Below are 15,843 nucleotides of genomic sequence, written 5' to 3'. Positions count from 1 at the left end.
CGCCTTGAGGCAGGCTCTGTCATTGTGGCATCCGGCGGGATCGGGGGCAACTTTGAGCTTATCCGCAAGGTCTGGCCGTCAAAGCGACTGGGCCGTGCGCCCAAGGCCATGCTGTCAGGCGTTCCTGCGCATGTCGACGGTCGGATGATCGGCATTTCAGAGCAGGCAGGCGGTCACGTTATCAACAAGGACCGCTTGTGGTTTTATACCGAGGGCGTGAAAAACTGGGATCCGATCTGGCCTAATCATGGCATCCGCATCCTGCCCGGCCCCTCTTCAATGTGGTTTGACGCCAAGGGCAACCGATTTGCGCCCCCTGCCCTGCCTGGCTTTGACACCAACGGTACTTTCAAAGCTATCCTCGACAGCGGCCATGACTATAGCTGGTTCGTGCTGACCCAGAAAATTATCAAAAAGGAATTCGCCCTCTCGGGCTCCGAGCAAAACCCTGATTTTACCTCGGCAAAATGGTCTGCCGTGATCAAAGAACGCTTTCTGGCGGGCGACAAGGCCACGGGTCCTGTCGAAAAGTTCAAGAAACATGGTGAAGACTTTGTTGTTGCCCACACGCTTTCTGATCTGGTGAAGGGCATGAATGCTCTGACCGGCGAGGATCTGATTGACGAAGACAAGCTGCGCGCGCAGATCGAGGCCAGGGACGCACAGGTCGACAATCCCTTCAGCAAGGACGCGCAGGTCATCGCAATTCAGGCCGCCCGCCATTATCGCGGCGACAAGCTCAGCAGAACCGCCAAACCACATCGCATCCTAGATCCGGACAACGGGCCCTTGATCGCCGTGCGCCTGAACCTGATCACCCGCAAAACTTTGGGTGGTCTGCAAACAAATCTGGACAGCCAGATGGTCGGTCAGGATGGCCAAGTCATTCCAGGCCTCTTTGCCGTTGGCGAAGTCGCGGGCTTTGGTGGCGGCGGCTATCACGGTTACAACGCGCTAGAAGGCACATTTCTGGGCGGATGCATCTTCTCTGGTCGTGCCGCGGGGCGAAGCAGTGCGATTGCCTAGCTATAGGTGTCGCGCAGCACGTTCTTTTGCACTTTCCCCATGGTATTGCGCGGCAAAGCCGACATCAGTTCGTAGCGTCGCGGGTGTTTAAAGCGCGCAAGCTTGTCCGCAACTGTTGTCGCAAGTTGGTTGTGGCTTAGCTCAGTATCAGTCTCGGGCACCACAGCGGCGATGATCGCCTCGCCAAAGTCCGCATCCGCGACGCCGAAAACCGCGCTTTCGACCACGCCCGGAATGTCGTTCAGTACATCCTCGACCTCTTTGGGATAGACATTATAGCCGCCCGTAATGATCAGATCCTTGGATCGCCCGACAATCGACAGATAGCCGTCGGCGCTCATGACCCCAAGGTCGCCGGTGATAAAGAACCCGTTTTCGCGCAGCTCTTCGGCGGTTTTCTCGGGCATGTTCCAATAGCCATCAAACACATTCGGGCCACGCACTTCGATCATACCGACCTCGCCTGCCGGCAAGTCGGCACCGGTTTCGGGGTCAAGGATCCGCAGCTCCACTTTGTCCAATGGCTGACCCACTGTACCTGCGCGACGATCACCGTCATACGGATTTGACGTGATCATATTGGTCTCGGTCATCCCATAGCGCTCGAGAATCCGGTGCCCCGTGCGCTGGGTGAACGCCACATGGGTTTCCGCCAAAAGCGGCGCGCTGCCCGACACAAACAAACGCATGTTGCGCGTGGCATGTTCCGTCAGTCGCGCATCCGCAAGCAGGCGCGTATAGAACGTCGGCACCCCCATCAGCATGGTGGAATCGGCCATAGCGTCAAAGATCGCGTCCAGATCAAAGCCCGATTGAAAATCAAGCCGGACTCCAGCCAGAAACGAGGTGTTCAGCGCGACGAACAAGCCATGCGTATGAAAGATCGGCAAAGCGTGGATCAGCGTATCAGCCTTTGTGATCTGCCACAGATCGCAAAGAGCGCGGGCATTGGACAGCAAATTGCCGTGGGTCAGCATTGCGCCTTTGCTACGCCCCGTTGTGCCCGACGTATAAAGCAAGGCCGCCAGATCACCCTCGGCACGCGGCACCGGGTCAAAATCGGTCGGCTGGCCCAACGCGCCCTGCATCAACGTCCCCGACCCATCCGCGCAAAGCGTCAAAACAGTGCCACCTGCGCTGATTTCCTTTATTTCATCAGCACGTGCACCGTCACAGACAACAACACGCGGGGCAGCATCGGAAATGAAATAAGCCAGCTCGTCCTTTTTGTACGCGGTGTTGAGCGGCAGAAAGACCGACCCGGTCTGAACCGTCGCGACATAAAGCGCCACCATCTCAACCGTTTTAGGGGCTTGCACCACAACCCGGTCGCCCGGCTGCACACCCGCGTTGACCAGACAATGCGCGAGCCGAGCTGCCATTTGAGCAAAGCCCTGAAAACTTAGATCCGGCTGCCCCGCCCGCCGGATGAAACAGGATGTGTCCGAAGCGCGAGGCGCGATCAGGGTGTCATAGAGAAGGTTGCTCATGCGGAAATTCGCTTCTTTTTGTAGACGGACCCAAGCCCGTTTTTGAACTTTGGAGCCAGGCAGATCTCTTGATCCTGAACGAACCGCTCGTGGTTCTGTTCGATCAGACCGAGATCATATTGATAGTTCACCATGGCACCATGCGACTGCGCGAGCCCATTGGGACTGAGGTCGGCACCGGCGTGAACCGCATAGATCTGTGCGCCATTGCCCAGATGAAACCGCGCAACGGGATCGAAAGGACGCCCTTTGGCATCCTTTGCATCCAGCAGATAGCGCACAGCGCTGGACTGCACCCAATCCGCGTCGCCAGCTGTGGCGCCATCCTCTGACGCAAGCCAGCCAGCCAGCTTTGGGATTGGCGACAGAGTCACAAAGGTCTCTAACTGCGGCAGCTCTCGCGACAGTTCCGCGACAACCTGTTTGATCAACAACGACCCGAACGAAACGCCCGCCAACCCGTCCTGACAGTTGGAAATCGAATAGAAGACGGCGACTTTCGTGTCCTGCGCATTTCGTTGGTCGCGATTTTCAGACAGCACATGCTGGATCGAATTGGGCACACCAAGCGACAGCGCGACCTCGACAAAAATCAGCGGCTCGTCGGGCATGCTGGGATGAAAAAACGCGAAACAGCGGCGGTCCTCGGGATAAAGCCTGCGCCGCAGGTCGTCCCAATCCTGAATGGCGTGGACGGCCTCGTATTCCACGATCTTTTCCAGAATAGTCGCGGGCGTATCCCAGCTGATCTGGCGCAGCACAAGGAAGCCACGATTGAACCAGCTGCGCAAAAGGTGCTGAAAATCCAGATCCGTGCGGGCCAAATCCGGGTCCTGCGCTTTCGCCGCAATCAGGTCGGCCCGCATATTGACCAGCGCCTGAGTTGCACCGGGTGGTTGATTCAATCTGCGCAACAGCTCTTGGCGGCGCGGCTCTGCGGCGCGTCCGATCTGGCGATAGGCGGAAACGGTCGGGCTGTTTTGAAACGTTTGAACAGCCGTCGACAATGCGGTCGGATCAATTTCCAGAGCTGCGTTCAAAAACTGGAAGAACGCCAACTTTTCGGCATTTGACATCTGCGCATAGCGATCCAGAACCGCCTGCGCCAAGGCAACGCCCGAGACTTCGCCTTCGACGTCCAGCAAAGCCAGCGACAGATCTTCGATCGACCGATCCGCAAGCTTGCCTCGGCCGCCACGCCGCTCAAAGAGCGTTTGCAACATGTCCGTCAGTGTGGTGCGGCGAGCCATCGGTTCGCTAGTCCAGACCGACGTTCTGGGCTGACAGTTTGACCGACAGCGTCAGGCTGCCTTCGTTTATCAACCAGCGTTGCAAGGTAAATCGACGGGCGCCCTTGGCATGCATCGGGTCGTCCTCGGCTAAGGCGCGCGCGTGCTCCAAACTTTCGGCCCGATAGATAATCAGACCGACCCCCTGCATCTGCTCGCCCGTCTCATCCGACATGGGGCCCGCCATAAACAATCGCCCTGCGGCTTCTTGTTCGGCTTGATAAGCAAGATGCTCGGGCAGCACCGCCTTTACATCCTCGGGCGCGCCGTCGGGAATTGACTGCACGACATAAAGCTCATGCGCCAGAGCGCCTCGCGCCTTGGCCTCGGCTTTATAGTCTTTCCAAAGGGGCATCGCATTCTCCTGTCGGTATAAAAAATCGATTTTATTTGACTTGAGGAATTTTTATCGTCAAAAAGTGAGTCGATCAACAGGGAGTTTTCTATGCGTTTTCTCGTTGGAACAGTCGGACCCACTCAGAGCGTCTTTGTCGTTGACGGAGACAAGGCCATCAATCTGACCGAAGCTTTACCAGCCGTCGGCCGAGACCTCGCAGCACTCACGGCCTCTGTAGATCTCATGGCGAAAGCCAAAAACATTGCCGAGTCGGGAACTGGGGATGCGATTCCCGTCTCGGCAGTGACACCAGCGCTGCCCATGGCGCGGCCGCCGTCCATTTTGTGCCTCGGCCTGAACTATATCGAGCACATCAAGGAAGGCGGCTACGACATTCCCGACTACCCTGCGATGTTCATCCGCACACCGAATTCAATCATGGCCTCAGGTGCGCCGATGGTACGTCCATCCTGCTCTGAGACGCTGGATTACGAAGCCGAGATGATGATCATCATCGGCAAAGGCGGCCGCCATATTCCCGAAGAGACCGCGCTTGAGCATGTCTTTGGCTATACGGTGTTCAACGACGGATCCGTGCGCGAATATCAACGCAAAACCCATCAGTGGACGCCCGGCAAGAACTTTGACGACACCGGCGCAATTGGCCCCTTTGTCGTGACCCCTGACGAATTGCCCGAAGGCGGCAAAGGGCTGAAAATCGAGAGCCGCGTTGGAACGGAAATCCTGCAATCCTCCAATACGTCCAACATGATCTGGTCGGTGGCCCAGACCATCGCCATCATGTCCCAGTTCAAAACGCTGGAAGAAGGCGACCACATTGCTTTGGGGACACCTCCGGGTGTTGGCCACGCCAAGAAACCCGGCCCACGCTGGCTGCGTCCCGGCGAAACCGTAGAGATTGAAATCGAAGGCATCGGCATCTGTTCCAGCCCAATCGTCGCCGAAGACTCCATGACCAGCACCGAGGCAGCGGAATAAATGACAGCGACGGCCCCATCTTTGGACACAGCACGTCAGGCCGCCCAACAAGCGGTGCGCGACCTGCGGGCGCGGGTGACACGGCTGGGCGACGGCGAGATCGACCTGATCCTGCGCGACGCCCGCTCGCATTACGCATGGACAGATCGGCCTGTGCCAGACGCCGTTCTGCGCGCCCTGTTCGAGATCACGATTCAGGGCCCGACCAGCATGAACACATGCCCAGCGCGCTTTGTGTTTGTCAAAAGCGACGCCTCCAAGGATCGTCTCGCCAAGTCTCTGAAAGCAAAGAACATTGATAAGATGCGCGCCGCGCCCATCACGGCGATCATCGCTTGGGATCCGCTTTATTGGCACAAGCTGGACTTTCTGTTCCCGCACGAAGACCGAAAGCCGCTGTTTGACGGCAACGAAGGCTATGCCCACGACACAGCCTATCGCAATTCCACGCTGCAGGGAGCCTATTTCATGATCGCCGCCCGCGCGCTTGGACTGGACGTTGGCGCGATGTCGGGATTTTCAAACGAGATCGTGGATCAGGAATTTTTCAGCGAAAACGGATGGAAATCAAATTTCCTCTGCAATTTCGGCTATGCTGATGAAACCGCATTGTTTCAGAAACTCCCGCGGTTCTCTTTTGATGATGTCTGCGAGGTTATCTAGCCATGGCGATCAGGCAGAAGACAGTTATGACGATCAAACTGACGGGACGTGGCACCAGCCACTCGCGCAGTGAAGCACATGTGCGCGATCTGGTTCAGGTCGTTGATGAGCCGGTCGAACGCGGCGGCACCAACGAAGGCCTCGCGCCGACCGAAACCGCGTTTTCATCGTTGATCGGTTGCACAAACGTCATTGGTCACAAATGCGCCGCCAAACTTGGCGTCGACATCGGTGATCTGGATTTCGCGATGGAGGTCGATTTCGACCGTCGCGGCGTCATGTTGATGGAGGAAGTAGAGGTGCCGTTTAAGGCCATTCGACTCTCTGTCACGTCGCATGGCAGTGCCACGCCTGAGGATCTTCAGCGTGTGGCAGAGGAGACTGCCAAATACTGTCCAATTGCAAAACTCTATGAGAACGCGGGCACAAAGCTGACCGTGACCTGGGAGAATAGCTAACGGACAAAAGTGTGTAATGGTACTGGGAGGAGAACTATGACGACATTCAAATCAACGGCCTTTGGCCTGGCCCTCGCGACACTTGTCGCAGCACCGGCTTTTGCAACAGAGACGATCAAAGCTGTGGTCATCGATGGCTATCCGGCGCGGGCGCTCTGGGTCAAAGAATTCACCAACTTCTTCATTCCCGAGGTCGACAAGCGACTTGCCAAAACCGGCAACTACGCGATGGACTGGCAAGAAAGCTATGGCGGCACCATCGTGAAGCCAAAAGGCGTGCTGGAAGGCGTCAAGCTGGGTCTGGGCGACATCGGTATTGTCACCACGATCTTCCACAACTCGAAACTGCCAAGTCAGGCGATTTCCGCAGCAACACCTTTTGTTGCAGCAGACGCGCGTGCCGTTGCCAAAGCGGTGGATGAGATCGCCAAAGAATTCCCTGCGATGCAGGCGGAATTTGCCAAGCAAAACCAGGTATATCTGGCAACGGGCGTTGTTCTGGACACCTATCAGGTCTTTTCGCGTAACCCGATCAACTCGCTGTCTGACCTTGAAGGCAGCAAGGTGGCCGGTGCGGGCATGAACCTGCGGTATCTCGAAGGCATTGAGGGCGCAGCCGGCGTGCGCGGTGGCCTGACCGATTTCTACAACATGGTTCAGACCGGTCTTGTCGATCACGCGATGTTGTGGCCAGAAGCGGCCAAGACCTTCAAGATCGCCGAGGTCGCACCCTATATGCTGCGGGCTGATCTGGGGGCTGTGAACTCTAAGACGATCACCGTCAACAAAGACTACTGGGAAAAGCTTCCTGACGAAGTGAAAGATGTGCTGCTTGAAGTCGCCATCGCCTATCGTGACCATGTTGCGGGTATTGCGATGGATCGTGCGGAAGCCAGCCGTCAGGCTTATGTCGAACAGGGCGGTACTGTAGTCGAAATGGACGCAGCCGAGCGCCTTGCCTGGGCGGCCAGCATGCCAAACATCGCGGCGGAATGGGCTGCGAACCTGGACGCTGCGGGTCAGCCAGGCACCGAGATGCTGAACGCCTATATGGGCAAACTGACCGACGCAGGCTTTACCCCAGTACGTGACTGGGCCGCCGAAGCCGCGACGAACTAGGTTTGATCGTGAAGGACGTGATCCATAAAATTGCAAGCGGCGTGGCCATTCTGGCCAACGCCGCTGGCACATTTGTTGTAGTCGGACTGATTGCCGTCGTCAGCTATGACATCATCGCGCGCGGTATCTTTAACCGCCCGTTTTTAGGCGCCGTCGAAGTCGTTCAGTTTTCGATGGTCCTTATTGTTTTTCTTCAGTTGCCCGATGTGATCCGCGTAGGGCGCCTGACCCGCTCGGACGGCTTCCTAGGTTTGCTACGCAACCGCCGCCCCGTCGCAGGACGCTGGCTGAGCCGCGCCATCGATTTGGTCAGCGCAACCTTCATGGTGCTGGTCGCCATCGCGATCTGGCCCGAGTTTCTAGAGATGTGGGAAACCCGCGATTACTTTGGCGTGCCCGGTGTTTTCACGGCCCCGTGGTGGCCGGTTAAGCTGGTGATTTTCCTTAGCGCCTGTCTCTGCACCGTGCACTTTGCGCTGCATATTTTGTTTACCAAGGGCGACGACGTCCCAAGTCAGGAAAGCGGATCATGAGCCCAGTCGAAATCGGCCTCATCTCTATCGCGGCGATCATTTTCATGATCTATCTGGGCGTCTATATTCCCATCGCTCTGGGCGTCGTGAGCTTTCTCGCGATTTGGATCATGCGCGACAGCTATGAGCTGTCTTTCGCGCTGCTGAAAATCGCCATTGGCGACAGTGCGATGGAATATACGTTTGCCACGATTCCTTTGTTCACCTTTATGGGGCTCATCGTCTCTAAGGCCGGGCTAGGAGCGGATATCTATTCCGTTATGAACCAAGGCTGCCGCCGCATCACAGGCGGCATCGGCATGGCAACCGTTGGCGCGAATGCCGTCTTTGCAGCCGTCACAGGTTCGTCGATCGCGTCGGCCTCGGTGTTTTCCAAAATGTCTGTGCCAGAGATGCTGAAGCACGACTATAACCCTCGGTTTGCTGTGGGGGTCGTGGCGGGATCGTCCGTCCTGGGCATGATCATTCCGCCCTCTGCGATGCTGATCATTTATTCCTTTGTGGCCGAACAGTCGGTCGGCGAGATGTTCCTAGCGGGCGTTGTGCCGGGCCTAATGCTGGCCGCGGCCTATGTTCTGGCGATCTGGTTCATGGGGCGCTTTACCCCGGCCTTTGTGGGCGGCAGCAAGATCGAGCCCGAAAGTCTGATGCCCTGGTCGGAGATTGCAGCCAAAACCATCCCGATCCTGCTTTTGATCGTCGTGGTGCTGGGTGGGATCTATACCGGCTGGACAACCGCCGTCGAAGCAGGCGCCGCAGGCTCGCTTCTGGGAATTCTGATTGCAGCGGTGCGCGGCCGCATCAACCTGCGCAGCTTTTGGGAAACCGTGATCGAAACCGGTCACATCACCGCCGCGATCCTGTTCCTGATCACCGCCGCATCGATGTATGCGCGTATGCTGGGTCTTGCTGGGTTGCCGAATGAATTGCAGAACTTGCTGGCGACCGTCAATTTCGACTTTTTCTGGATCATGGTGATCCTTGTGGTTCTGATGCTGTTTTTGGGCACAATTCTGGACACCGCTTCGATCATTCTAATCGTCGTGCCCCTGTTTTTGCCCCTAATAGACTCTATGGGCCTCAGCCTTGTCTGGTTTGGCATCGTCGCGGTTGTGGCCGCCGAGATCGGCCTTTTGACACCGCCGCTGGGTCTCAGTTGTTTTGTGATTAAGGCGACGCTGGATGACGACCGTATTAAACTGAAGGATGTCTTCCTCGGCGCGCTGCCCTTTGCCTTTGTCATGCTGTTGGTGTTAATCCTTCTGATCCGCTTCCCAGCCCTGAGCTTGGCGATCCTGTCCTAACTTTAGCGAGCAACTACGATGCGTAACGTTACCAAAGACAACATTACAGATGTGTTCATGCAGTACCTCGGCGACGACGTTAACCCGCGTCTGCGCGAGGTTATGGGCAGCTTGGTCAAGCACCTGCATGACTTTGCCCGTGAGGTAAATCTGACCCATGAGGAATGGAACACCGGCATCGCATTTCTGGACCGCGCGGGCGAAATCTCGGATGCCGAGCGGCATGAATTCGTGTTGCTGTCAGACGTGCTGGGCCTTTCGTCGCTGGTCGACATGCTGCATTCCTCAGACGTGGGGACGTCGTCGTCGGTTCTAGGCCCTTTCCATATTTCTGGCTCGCCTCCGCTGCATGTCGGCGGCGACATGCGTAAGGATTTCGATGCGCCGGTACTGTTGGTTGAAGGCACGGTCAAAGACACCGACGGAAACCCGATTTCAGGCGCGACGCTGGATATTTGGCAGACCGCCCCCAACGGGCTTTATTCCAGTCAGGATCCAGATCAGGACACCTATTCGTTCCATGGTCTTCAAACCGTTGGGGAGGAAGGGCGCTATGCGTTCACGACCGTGCGGCCGGTTGAATACACTGTTCCCTCTGACGGTCCCGTCGGGGATATTCTGCGCGCCTGTGGCCGCCACCCCTGGCGTCCGTCGCATCTGCACTACATCGCCGAAGCCGAGGGCTTTAAGCCGCTGGTCACCGAAGTCTTTCCGGATGATGATCCCTATCTGGATCAAGACACGGTCTTTGGGGTGCGCGATGATCTGGTGATGAGCTATCAGACCATGCCTGCGGGCAGCTTTCCCGACACCGGCTTTGATCTGTCTGGAAAGGTCGAGGGTGACTATCTGAAAGTCACATTCGACCTAGTTCTTGTCGCCAAATAGCGCCGCTCCAAGCGGCGACCCCTCGCCCAGCAATCCCGCCAGATAGGCGCCCGTCAGCTGATAGTGCGTGAGCAGGCGTTCGCTCGCCAGATCGGCGTCTCGTGCGACGGCGGCTTGTAGAATACCTTCGTGTTCTTCGTCGACGTCGCGCAGCTGATAATTCAAGCCACTGCCTGCCAGATACCGATACCGGATGTTCAGATCGTATAGCTGCGAGCAGAACTGCAAAAGGATCGGCGACGGCGCATTTGCGATCAGCGCCATGTGAAAGCCCTTGTGCAATTCTTCAAAATCATCGCTGCCTTTGGCCTTCACCATTCGATGGTGGGCCAGAACCACATTCTCTTCCCACTCTTGCGTCGCATGGGCCACGCTTTCCCGCAACGCAAGATCTTCGAGTGTGCGGCGCAATAGCAAAATCTCTTGGAAGTTTTCGGCACTGACTTCGGCGGTGCGAAAACCGCGCTGATCCAGACGATCCACCAGCTTGTCCGACGTCAAAAGGCTGAGCGCCTCGCGGATCGGAGACGCGCCAGTGTCCAGACGCTTGCGCAAAACTTCGATCTTGAGTTTCTCTCCGGGACGCAAGTCTCCGGTGACGATCAAACGGCGCAAACGCCGATAGGCCTGCTGCGTGGCAGAGCCGTCAGATCCGGAAATATCAAGCGCGTTCATGGTGTGAGCCTCCCTGTAAAAATATCGATTATTTTTGCGGAAGTGTCAAACAAACTACTTGTGATCAAACGGCGTACTGGGTCGGGAATTTCGGTTGGTTTCAGCACTGCGCATCCTGCGGTTTGGGCGATAGACCGTCAGCCTGATTGACTGACTGAAGTGATCTCGCCCTAAGGCGCCGTTCCCAGTGATCCACGGCGCACCAGCCGTGTTTCCAACTCGATGCTTTCGCCAGCATCCCCTTCGTTGCGCATGGCAATCAATGCGGCAGCCGCATGTCGGCCCATCTTGCGATGCGGCACATGCACTGTGGTCAAGCCAGGCGTGACGATTTCAGCGATTTCGATGTCGTCAAACCCGGTGATCGACACATCCTGCGGCACCGAAATCCCAAGTTTGCGCGCCATGCCAATCGCTCCGGCCGCCAGAACATCATTCCCACACATCACCGCAGTCGGAGGCATAGCAGACTGCATCAGCTGCGAGAATGCAGCACCGCCTTGCGTGATCGAATACCCCGTTTCCACCACCTGAAGATCCGCCGCGGTCATACCCTTTGCGCGCAATGCGTCCATGGCCCCTTCATAACGCTGTCGCGCGCGGTCATTGCCCGCACGCTCTCCGGTGATCAAGGCCAACCGCTGGTGCCCATGGGCCAGAACCTCGGCGGCGATCATTTTCATCGCCTTTCGGTTGTCAAACCCAACGGACACACGCGGTTCCTGCGGTTCAAACACCCATGCGGCAACGACCGGAATCTGACGTTGCTGCAAAAAACGATAGCTGCTTGGCGTGCGATCATGCCCAATCAGAAACAGCGCATCCGCGCCGCGTGCCACCAAATTTCGGATCTGAGTTTCTTCGAGATCGCGGTCATAGGACGAGCTGGCGACAAGCAACGTGATCCCCTGTTCTGCCAAAGCTTCCTGAAGCGCCTGCAGACACCGCGCAAAGATGGCGTTTTCCATGGTGGGCACAATCGCGCCAAAGGTATTCGTCCGTTTAGCCGCCAGCGCCTGCGCCCCGAAATTAGGCGCGTATCCCAAGTCATCCACGGCTTTCATCACCCGCTCACGCGTGCTCGGCGACACCTGCGAAGGCGAGTTCAAACAGCGCGACACCGTCGCCGTAGACACGCCCGCAACTTTGGACACATCGGCCAGCGTGGCAGACGAAGACGGCGAAGGAGTGCGATGCGGAGTCTTTGGCATTGGATCGGTCTTTGTCTGTCCAAGTCTTTGAAATGCGCCCCTAGCATATTTGTCAGACCGGCAAGAAAGCAATGCCAGAACGCCTTAACCTCGGCAAAATGTAAGCGCTTGCATTGACGAAGGTATGACCCTAAGCTCGCGATGCACAGGGCTGCCGCTGCTCGAAATCAGGACAGATGACCGCGCATATCCCTGCGGCCATTCCGTTGAAATCGCGCTGCACGAACACCCAGACAAACGTGAAACGACCGAGGGCTAGGATGACACAGACGACCGATCTCTTTTCCGTGGAAGGCCGCGTGGCATGTGTGACGGGCGCAAGCTCGGGTCTAGGACAGCGCGCCGCGACGGTGCTCGCGCAGGCTGGGGCCAAGGTCATCGGCGTGGCACGTCGCGCAGACGCCCTAGAACGATGGTGTTCTGACACTCAAGGGGACTGTGCAGCGGTTTCTGGCGATGTTGCCGACCGCGATGGGCTTGACGATTTGGTCGCTCAGATCTCGGCACCATTTGGTGCGCCCGACATTGTCATTCATGCAGCGGGCCTCAATACGCGACAGCCGGCGGACGACGTAACGGCAGAGGGCTGGGACGCAACTGTCGCCATCAATCTGACGGCGCCGTTCTTCCTCAGTCAGAAACTGGCTCCGGCCATGCAGGACAAGAACTGGGGCCGCATTGTAAATTTCGCCTCACTTCAATCCTTCCGCGCCTTTCCCGGCGGGATCGCCTATGGGGCAACCAAGGGCGGCGTCGCCCAAATGACCCGCGCAATGGCCGAAGCCTGGTCGAAAAGCGGCATAACCGCCAACGCAATCGCGCCCGGCTTCTTTCATACCGAGTTGACTGCCGCAGTGTTTGAGGACGCCGACCGTGCCGCGCGTAATGCGGCGCAAACCTGTATCGGGCGCAACGGAGAGGACACCGACTTGGACGGTCCGCTGCTGTTTCTGTGTTCGGATGCCTCACGCTATGTGACGGGGCAGATCATGATGTTAGACGGAGGGTTCACCGCCAAATGAAAGCACTTGTTTACACCGGCCCGGAACACCTGGAATTTCAAGACTTCGCCGACCCAACCCCCGCACAGGGCGAGCTGCGTGTGGCCGTTGAAAGCGTTGGGATCTGCGGATCGGACATGCATGCGTTCTTGGGGCACGACGACCGCCGCCCTGCGCCCTTGATCTTGGGGCACGAAGTTGCGGGAACCGTGATCGACGCCAACGGCAAAGACCAGCGTGTTACGGTCAATCCCTTGGTCAGCTGCGGCAACTGCCGCGCGTGTCTGGCAGGTCAGGACAATCTTTGCCCCCATCGTCAGATCATCTCGATGCCGCCCCGCGAAGGTGGGTTTGCAGAACAGATTGTGATCCCGAAAGGCAATCTGGTCGACGTCCCCGATCATGTTTCCGCGGATCAGGCGGCATTGGCAGAGCCGATTGCCTGCGGGTGGCACGCCGCCCGCATCGCCCGCAGCCATCCCGCGGGTGCGGGCCAAAATGTGCAGGCCATGGTGATCGGAGGCGGCGCGATCGGGTTGGGGGCCGCCCTCAGTCTCAAGGCGCAGGGCATCGATGATGTTGTGATTGTCGAGCCAAACGACCTGCGCCGCCGCTATCTGATCGACTCCTGCGGGCAGACCGTTGTGACCGAGGACAATCTGCTTGAAGCGCATGCGTTTGACGTGGTTGTGGATGGTGTTGGATTTGCGCCCACCCGCGCGCTGGCCTCGGCCAAAGTAAGACCCGGCGGCATAATCGTGCACATCGGTCTTGGCAGTGGCGAGGGGGGGCTGGATATTCGCCGTGCCACCCTGCAAGAGATCACCTTTGTCGGAACCTACACCTATACGTCTCAGGATTTCCGCGATTGCGCGCAGGCGATGTTTGACGGGCGCTTGGGGCCTTTGGATTGGGTGGAAACACGACCCCTGTCTGACGGCGCGCGCGCGTTTGCAGACATCCGCGCCGGCAAAGTTGCCGCGCCCAAGATCATCCTGAAACCCTGATCGCGACGGCGCTAGTTCAGGTCTACGAAATACGAGGTGGCCTGCGTCAAATAGTGACTGGTCCGCAGCTCGACAACGCGGTCCTGCAAGTCCCGCGCCTGCCGTCTGGCGACGATTGCGGGCGTGCCCTCTGGCTGCGCAAGCGCCTCGGCCAGATTGTCTGAAAGCACCTCTGCTGTCAGATGCTCCTGCGCCGAAATGATGATGCAGGAATAAGCGTGTTGAAATAGGACATACAAGGCGTTGGGCAGGTCGCCGCGATCCTTTAGACCGGGGAAAAGACTTGCCGGAACGATGCTGCGTTCGTGGCATAGCGGCGTGCCCTGAAACGATCTTACACGATTGATTTCATACACTTTTTCAGGGCCTCCATGCAACAAGGCCTTCTCGTCTTTCAGCGCGCCTCTCAACGTGATCGACTCGGTTTTCAGCTCGGGTGCAACTTGATGCCCGTCGCGGTCACGCAGCCGAAAGAAATGGAACAAAGAGTTCTCTGGCGTGCGCAGCGTTACAAACGTGCCTTTGCCTTGGCGACGTTGCACGATGCCTTTCTGTTCAAGTTCCATAAAGGCCTTGCGCGCGGTGCCTTGGCTGACCTGAAGCTCACCAGCCAGATCAAATTCGCTAGGCAGCATGGATCCCGGCACATAGCTGCCTTCCACGATACGCTGCACGACCGTGTTAAAGACCTTCATGTAAAGCGGTTCTGACACACTGCCCTCCGTTTTGCTCCGGCTATCACGAGCGGCCCAAGCTCTGCAATAATGCACATTGACTCTTATATAAGAGTAAATATACATTTTGCCCAAGTCTTATTTCTAGAATCGGAGCACCCCATGGCTGAAATTCCACATCTTTTGGTTCACGAGCACGATGACAACGTAGGCGTTGTGGTCGTCGAAGGACTGACTGCCGGCACCGACATGTTGGTCTGTGTGACCCACGACAATTCCACATTTCGCCTGACCTCTGGCATGGACGTGCCGATCGGTCACAAGATCGCTTTGAAGGATTTCAAAGAGGGCGACACCGCCATCAAGTACGGTGAGGATATCGGCAAAATTATCGCGGATATCGCCAAGGGCGATCACGTTCACACCCACAACTGCAAAACCAAGCGCTGGTAAGGAGACACGTCATGGCTTCTAAGTATTCAAACCTGACCGTCAAAGGCTACCGTCGCGAAAACGGACGTGTCGGCGTGCGCAACCACGTCATCATCCTGCCTGTGGACGATATCTCGAACGCCGCTTGTGAGGCGGTTGCCAATAACGTCAAAGGCACGATGGCCCTGCCCCACGCCTATGGGCGTCTGCAGTTTGGCGAAGACCTAGAATTGCATTTCCGCACCATGATCGGCACCGGCGCGAACCCGAATGTCGCGGCTGTTGTGGTCATCGGCATCGAACCGGGCTGGACCAAGCGCATCGCCGACGGCATCCGCGCCACCGGCAAGCCTGTGTCGGAGTTCTCGATCGAACAAAAGGGCGATTTCGAAACCATCCGCGCCGCAAGCTGGGCCGCCAAGGAATACGTCCACTGGGCGACCGAATTGCAACGTGAGGAATGCTCGATCTCCGAACTCTGGGTTTCCACCAAATGCGGTGAAAGCGACACGACCACAGGTCTCGGCTCCTGCCCGACCGTCGGCAACATGTACGACAAGCTGCTGCCCGAAGGCATCTATGGCTTCTTTGGTGAGACCTCCGAGATCACCGGCGCCGAGCATATCTGTCAGAAACGCGCGATCAACGAAGAGGTTGGCGAGCGTTGGTACAAGATGTGGAAAGCCTATCAGGACGACGTGATCTTTGCGCACCAGACCGACGATTTGTCAGACAGC

General features: G+C 57.5%; 18 protein-coding genes. 12 read left to right on the top strand and 6 right to left on the bottom strand.

The features are described 5' to 3' along the window. Nucleotides 1-1,026 (top strand): FAD-binding dehydrogenase (locus ACEQWH_RS11290; protein WP_370230895.1); only part of this gene is annotated, 1,026 nt, incomplete at its 5' end. On the opposite strand, the gene ACEQWH_RS11285 is transcribed toward ACEQWH_RS11290, so the two are convergent. Genes ACEQWH_RS11285 through ACEQWH_RS11275 form a run of 3 tightly spaced genes read right to left on the bottom strand, consistent with a single transcriptional unit; the run spans nt 1,023 to nt 4,160 of the window. Next, nucleotides 1,023-2,516, bottom strand: a complete 1,494-nt coding sequence (locus ACEQWH_RS11285; protein ID WP_370230892.1) for a malonyl-CoA synthase — start codon at nt 2,514-2,516, stop codon at nt 1,023-1,025. The genes ACEQWH_RS11290 and ACEQWH_RS11285 overlap by 4 nt on opposite strands. Then, nucleotides 2,513-3,766: a malonyl-CoA decarboxylase gene (locus tag ACEQWH_RS11280; protein ID WP_370230890.1), complete on the bottom strand. Its 1,254-nt coding sequence runs from the start codon at nt 3,764-3,766 to the stop codon at nt 2,513-2,515. The genes ACEQWH_RS11285 and ACEQWH_RS11280 overlap by 4 nt, the downstream gene beginning before the upstream one ends. A 7-nt stretch (nt 3,767-3,773) precedes the next feature. Beyond that, complete coding sequence (locus tag ACEQWH_RS11275; protein ID WP_370230888.1) at nt 3,774-4,160, bottom strand: YciI family protein; 387 nt, start codon at nt 4,158-4,160, stop codon at nt 3,774-3,776. A gap of 90 nt (nt 4,161-4,250) precedes the next feature. On the opposite strand from ACEQWH_RS11275, the gene ACEQWH_RS11270 reads away from it, so the two are divergent. The 7 genes from ACEQWH_RS11270 to ACEQWH_RS11240 are packed head-to-tail and all read left to right on the top strand — an operon-like array spanning nt 4,251 to nt 10,106. Then, nucleotides 4,251-5,141 carry a fumarylacetoacetate hydrolase family protein gene (locus ACEQWH_RS11270; protein WP_370230885.1) on the top strand — a complete coding sequence of 297 codons (891 nt, stop codon included), beginning with the start codon at nt 4,251-4,253 and terminating at the stop codon, nt 5,139-5,141. Continuing rightward, nucleotides 5,142-5,804, top strand: coding sequence for a malonic semialdehyde reductase (locus ACEQWH_RS11265; RefSeq protein WP_370230883.1), 663 nt, complete (start codon nt 5,142-5,144; stop codon nt 5,802-5,804). A 26-nt stretch (nt 5,805-5,830) separates the two neighbouring features. Continuing rightward, nucleotides 5,831-6,262, top strand: a complete 432-nt coding sequence (locus ACEQWH_RS11260; RefSeq protein WP_370230881.1) for an OsmC family protein — start codon at nt 5,831-5,833, stop codon at nt 6,260-6,262. Between the two features lie 36 nt (nt 6,263-6,298). Next, nucleotides 6,299-7,381 carry a C4-dicarboxylate TRAP transporter substrate-binding protein gene (locus tag ACEQWH_RS11255; protein ID WP_370230878.1) on the top strand — a complete coding sequence of 361 codons (1,083 nt, stop codon included), beginning with the start codon at nt 6,299-6,301 and terminating at the stop codon, nt 7,379-7,381. Between the two features lie 17 nt (nt 7,382-7,398). Further along, complete coding sequence (locus ACEQWH_RS11250; RefSeq protein ID WP_370230876.1) at nt 7,399-7,914, top strand: TRAP transporter small permease; 516 nt, start codon at nt 7,399-7,401, stop codon at nt 7,912-7,914. Next, complete coding sequence (locus ACEQWH_RS11245) at nt 7,911-9,218, top strand: TRAP transporter large permease (protein ID WP_370230873.1); 1,308 nt, start codon at nt 7,911-7,913, stop codon at nt 9,216-9,218. Before ACEQWH_RS11250 ends, ACEQWH_RS11245 begins: the two co-directional genes overlap by 4 nt. Nucleotides 9,219-9,236: 18 nt before the next feature. Continuing rightward, nucleotides 9,237-10,106 carry a dioxygenase gene (locus ACEQWH_RS11240; protein WP_370230871.1) on the top strand — a complete coding sequence of 290 codons (870 nt, stop codon included), beginning with the start codon at nt 9,237-9,239 and terminating at the stop codon, nt 10,104-10,106. Here ACEQWH_RS11240 and ACEQWH_RS11235 read toward each other — a convergent pair. Both ACEQWH_RS11235 and ACEQWH_RS11230 read right to left on the bottom strand, forming a co-directional pair. Beyond that, nucleotides 10,086-10,781, bottom strand: a complete 696-nt coding sequence (locus tag ACEQWH_RS11235; protein ID WP_370230868.1) for a GntR family transcriptional regulator — start codon at nt 10,779-10,781, stop codon at nt 10,086-10,088. The genes ACEQWH_RS11240 and ACEQWH_RS11235 overlap by 21 nt on opposite strands. 170 nt (nt 10,782-10,951) lie before the next feature. Continuing rightward, the gene (locus ACEQWH_RS11230) at nt 10,952-11,992 is read right to left on the bottom strand and encodes a LacI family DNA-binding transcriptional regulator (protein ID WP_370230866.1); all 1,041 of its coding nucleotides are present in this window, start codon (nt 11,990-11,992) and stop codon (nt 10,952-10,954) included. A gap of 260 nt (nt 11,993-12,252) precedes the next feature. On the opposite strand from ACEQWH_RS11230, the gene ACEQWH_RS11225 reads away from it, so the two are divergent. Continuing rightward, on the top strand, nt 12,253-13,014 hold the full coding sequence (locus ACEQWH_RS11225) for an SDR family NAD(P)-dependent oxidoreductase (protein ID WP_370230864.1): 762 nt from the start codon (nt 12,253-12,255) through the stop codon (nt 13,012-13,014). Continuing rightward, nucleotides 13,011-14,000: a zinc-binding dehydrogenase gene (locus ACEQWH_RS11220; RefSeq protein ID WP_370230863.1), complete on the top strand. Its 990-nt coding sequence runs from the start codon at nt 13,011-13,013 to the stop codon at nt 13,998-14,000. Before ACEQWH_RS11225 ends, ACEQWH_RS11220 begins: the two co-directional genes overlap by 4 nt. Before the next feature lie 11 nt (nt 14,001-14,011). On the opposite strand, the gene ACEQWH_RS11215 is transcribed toward ACEQWH_RS11220, so the two are convergent. Further along, on the bottom strand, nt 14,012-14,713 hold the full coding sequence (locus ACEQWH_RS11215) for a GntR family transcriptional regulator (protein ID WP_370230860.1): 702 nt from the start codon (nt 14,711-14,713) through the stop codon (nt 14,012-14,014). 123 nt (nt 14,714-14,836) lie between these two features. On the opposite strand from ACEQWH_RS11215, the gene ACEQWH_RS11210 reads away from it, so the two are divergent. Next, entirely contained in the window at nt 14,837-15,127 is a 291-nt protein-coding gene (locus tag ACEQWH_RS11210; RefSeq protein WP_209357547.1) for a UxaA family hydrolase, read from the top strand. An 11-nt stretch (nt 15,128-15,138) separates the two neighbouring features. Continuing rightward, nucleotides 15,139-15,843: UxaA family hydrolase (locus ACEQWH_RS11205; protein ID WP_370230858.1), on the top strand; the 705-nt coding region annotated here is incomplete at its 3' end.

The organism is Cognatishimia sp. (assembly GCF_964229375.1).
Classification (GTDB): domain Bacteria; phylum Pseudomonadota; class Alphaproteobacteria; order Rhodobacterales; family Rhodobacteraceae; genus Cognatishimia.
The sequence above is the reverse complement of the archived record's forward strand: the minus strand, read 5'-3'. Positions and strand labels throughout refer to the sequence as shown.

Bases quoted from the DNA above. Each gene is read 5' to 3' on its own strand.
- ACEQWH_RS11240 (WP_370230871.1), top strand. From the start codon at position 9,237: ATGCGTAACGTTACCAAAGACAACATTACAGATGTGTTCATGCAGTAC.
- ACEQWH_RS11265 (WP_370230883.1), top strand. From the start codon at position 5,142: ATGACAGCGACGGCCCCATCTTTGGACACAGCACGTCAGGCCGCCCAA.
- ACEQWH_RS11280 (WP_370230890.1), bottom strand. From the start codon at position 3,766: ATGGCTCGCCGCACCACACTGACGGACATGTTGCAAACGCTCTTTGAG.
- ACEQWH_RS11225 (WP_370230864.1), top strand. From the start codon at position 12,253: ATGACACAGACGACCGATCTCTTTTCCGTGGAAGGCCGCGTGGCATGT.
- ACEQWH_RS11245 (WP_370230873.1), top strand. From the start codon at position 7,911: ATGAGCCCAGTCGAAATCGGCCTCATCTCTATCGCGGCGATCATTTTC.
- ACEQWH_RS11285 (WP_370230892.1), bottom strand. From the start codon at position 2,516: ATGAGCAACCTTCTCTATGACACCCTGATCGCGCCTCGCGCTTCGGAC.
- ACEQWH_RS11255 (WP_370230878.1), top strand. From the start codon at position 6,299: ATGACGACATTCAAATCAACGGCCTTTGGCCTGGCCCTCGCGACACTT.
- ACEQWH_RS11260 (WP_370230881.1), top strand. From the start codon at position 5,831: ATGACGATCAAACTGACGGGACGTGGCACCAGCCACTCGCGCAGTGAA.
- ACEQWH_RS11210 (WP_209357547.1), top strand. From the start codon at position 14,837: ATGGCTGAAATTCCACATCTTTTGGTTCACGAGCACGATGACAACGTA.
- ACEQWH_RS11275 (WP_370230888.1), bottom strand. From the start codon at position 4,160: ATGCCCCTTTGGAAAGACTATAAAGCCGAGGCCAAGGCGCGAGGCGCT.
- ACEQWH_RS11235 (WP_370230868.1), bottom strand. From the start codon at position 10,781: ATGAACGCGCTTGATATTTCCGGATCTGACGGCTCTGCCACGCAGCAG.
- ACEQWH_RS11230 (WP_370230866.1), bottom strand. From the start codon at position 11,992: ATGCCAAAGACTCCGCATCGCACTCCTTCGCCGTCTTCGTCTGCCACG.
- ACEQWH_RS11220 (WP_370230863.1), top strand. From the start codon at position 13,011: ATGAAAGCACTTGTTTACACCGGCCCGGAACACCTGGAATTTCAAGAC.
- ACEQWH_RS11270 (WP_370230885.1), top strand. From the start codon at position 4,251: ATGCGTTTTCTCGTTGGAACAGTCGGACCCACTCAGAGCGTCTTTGTC.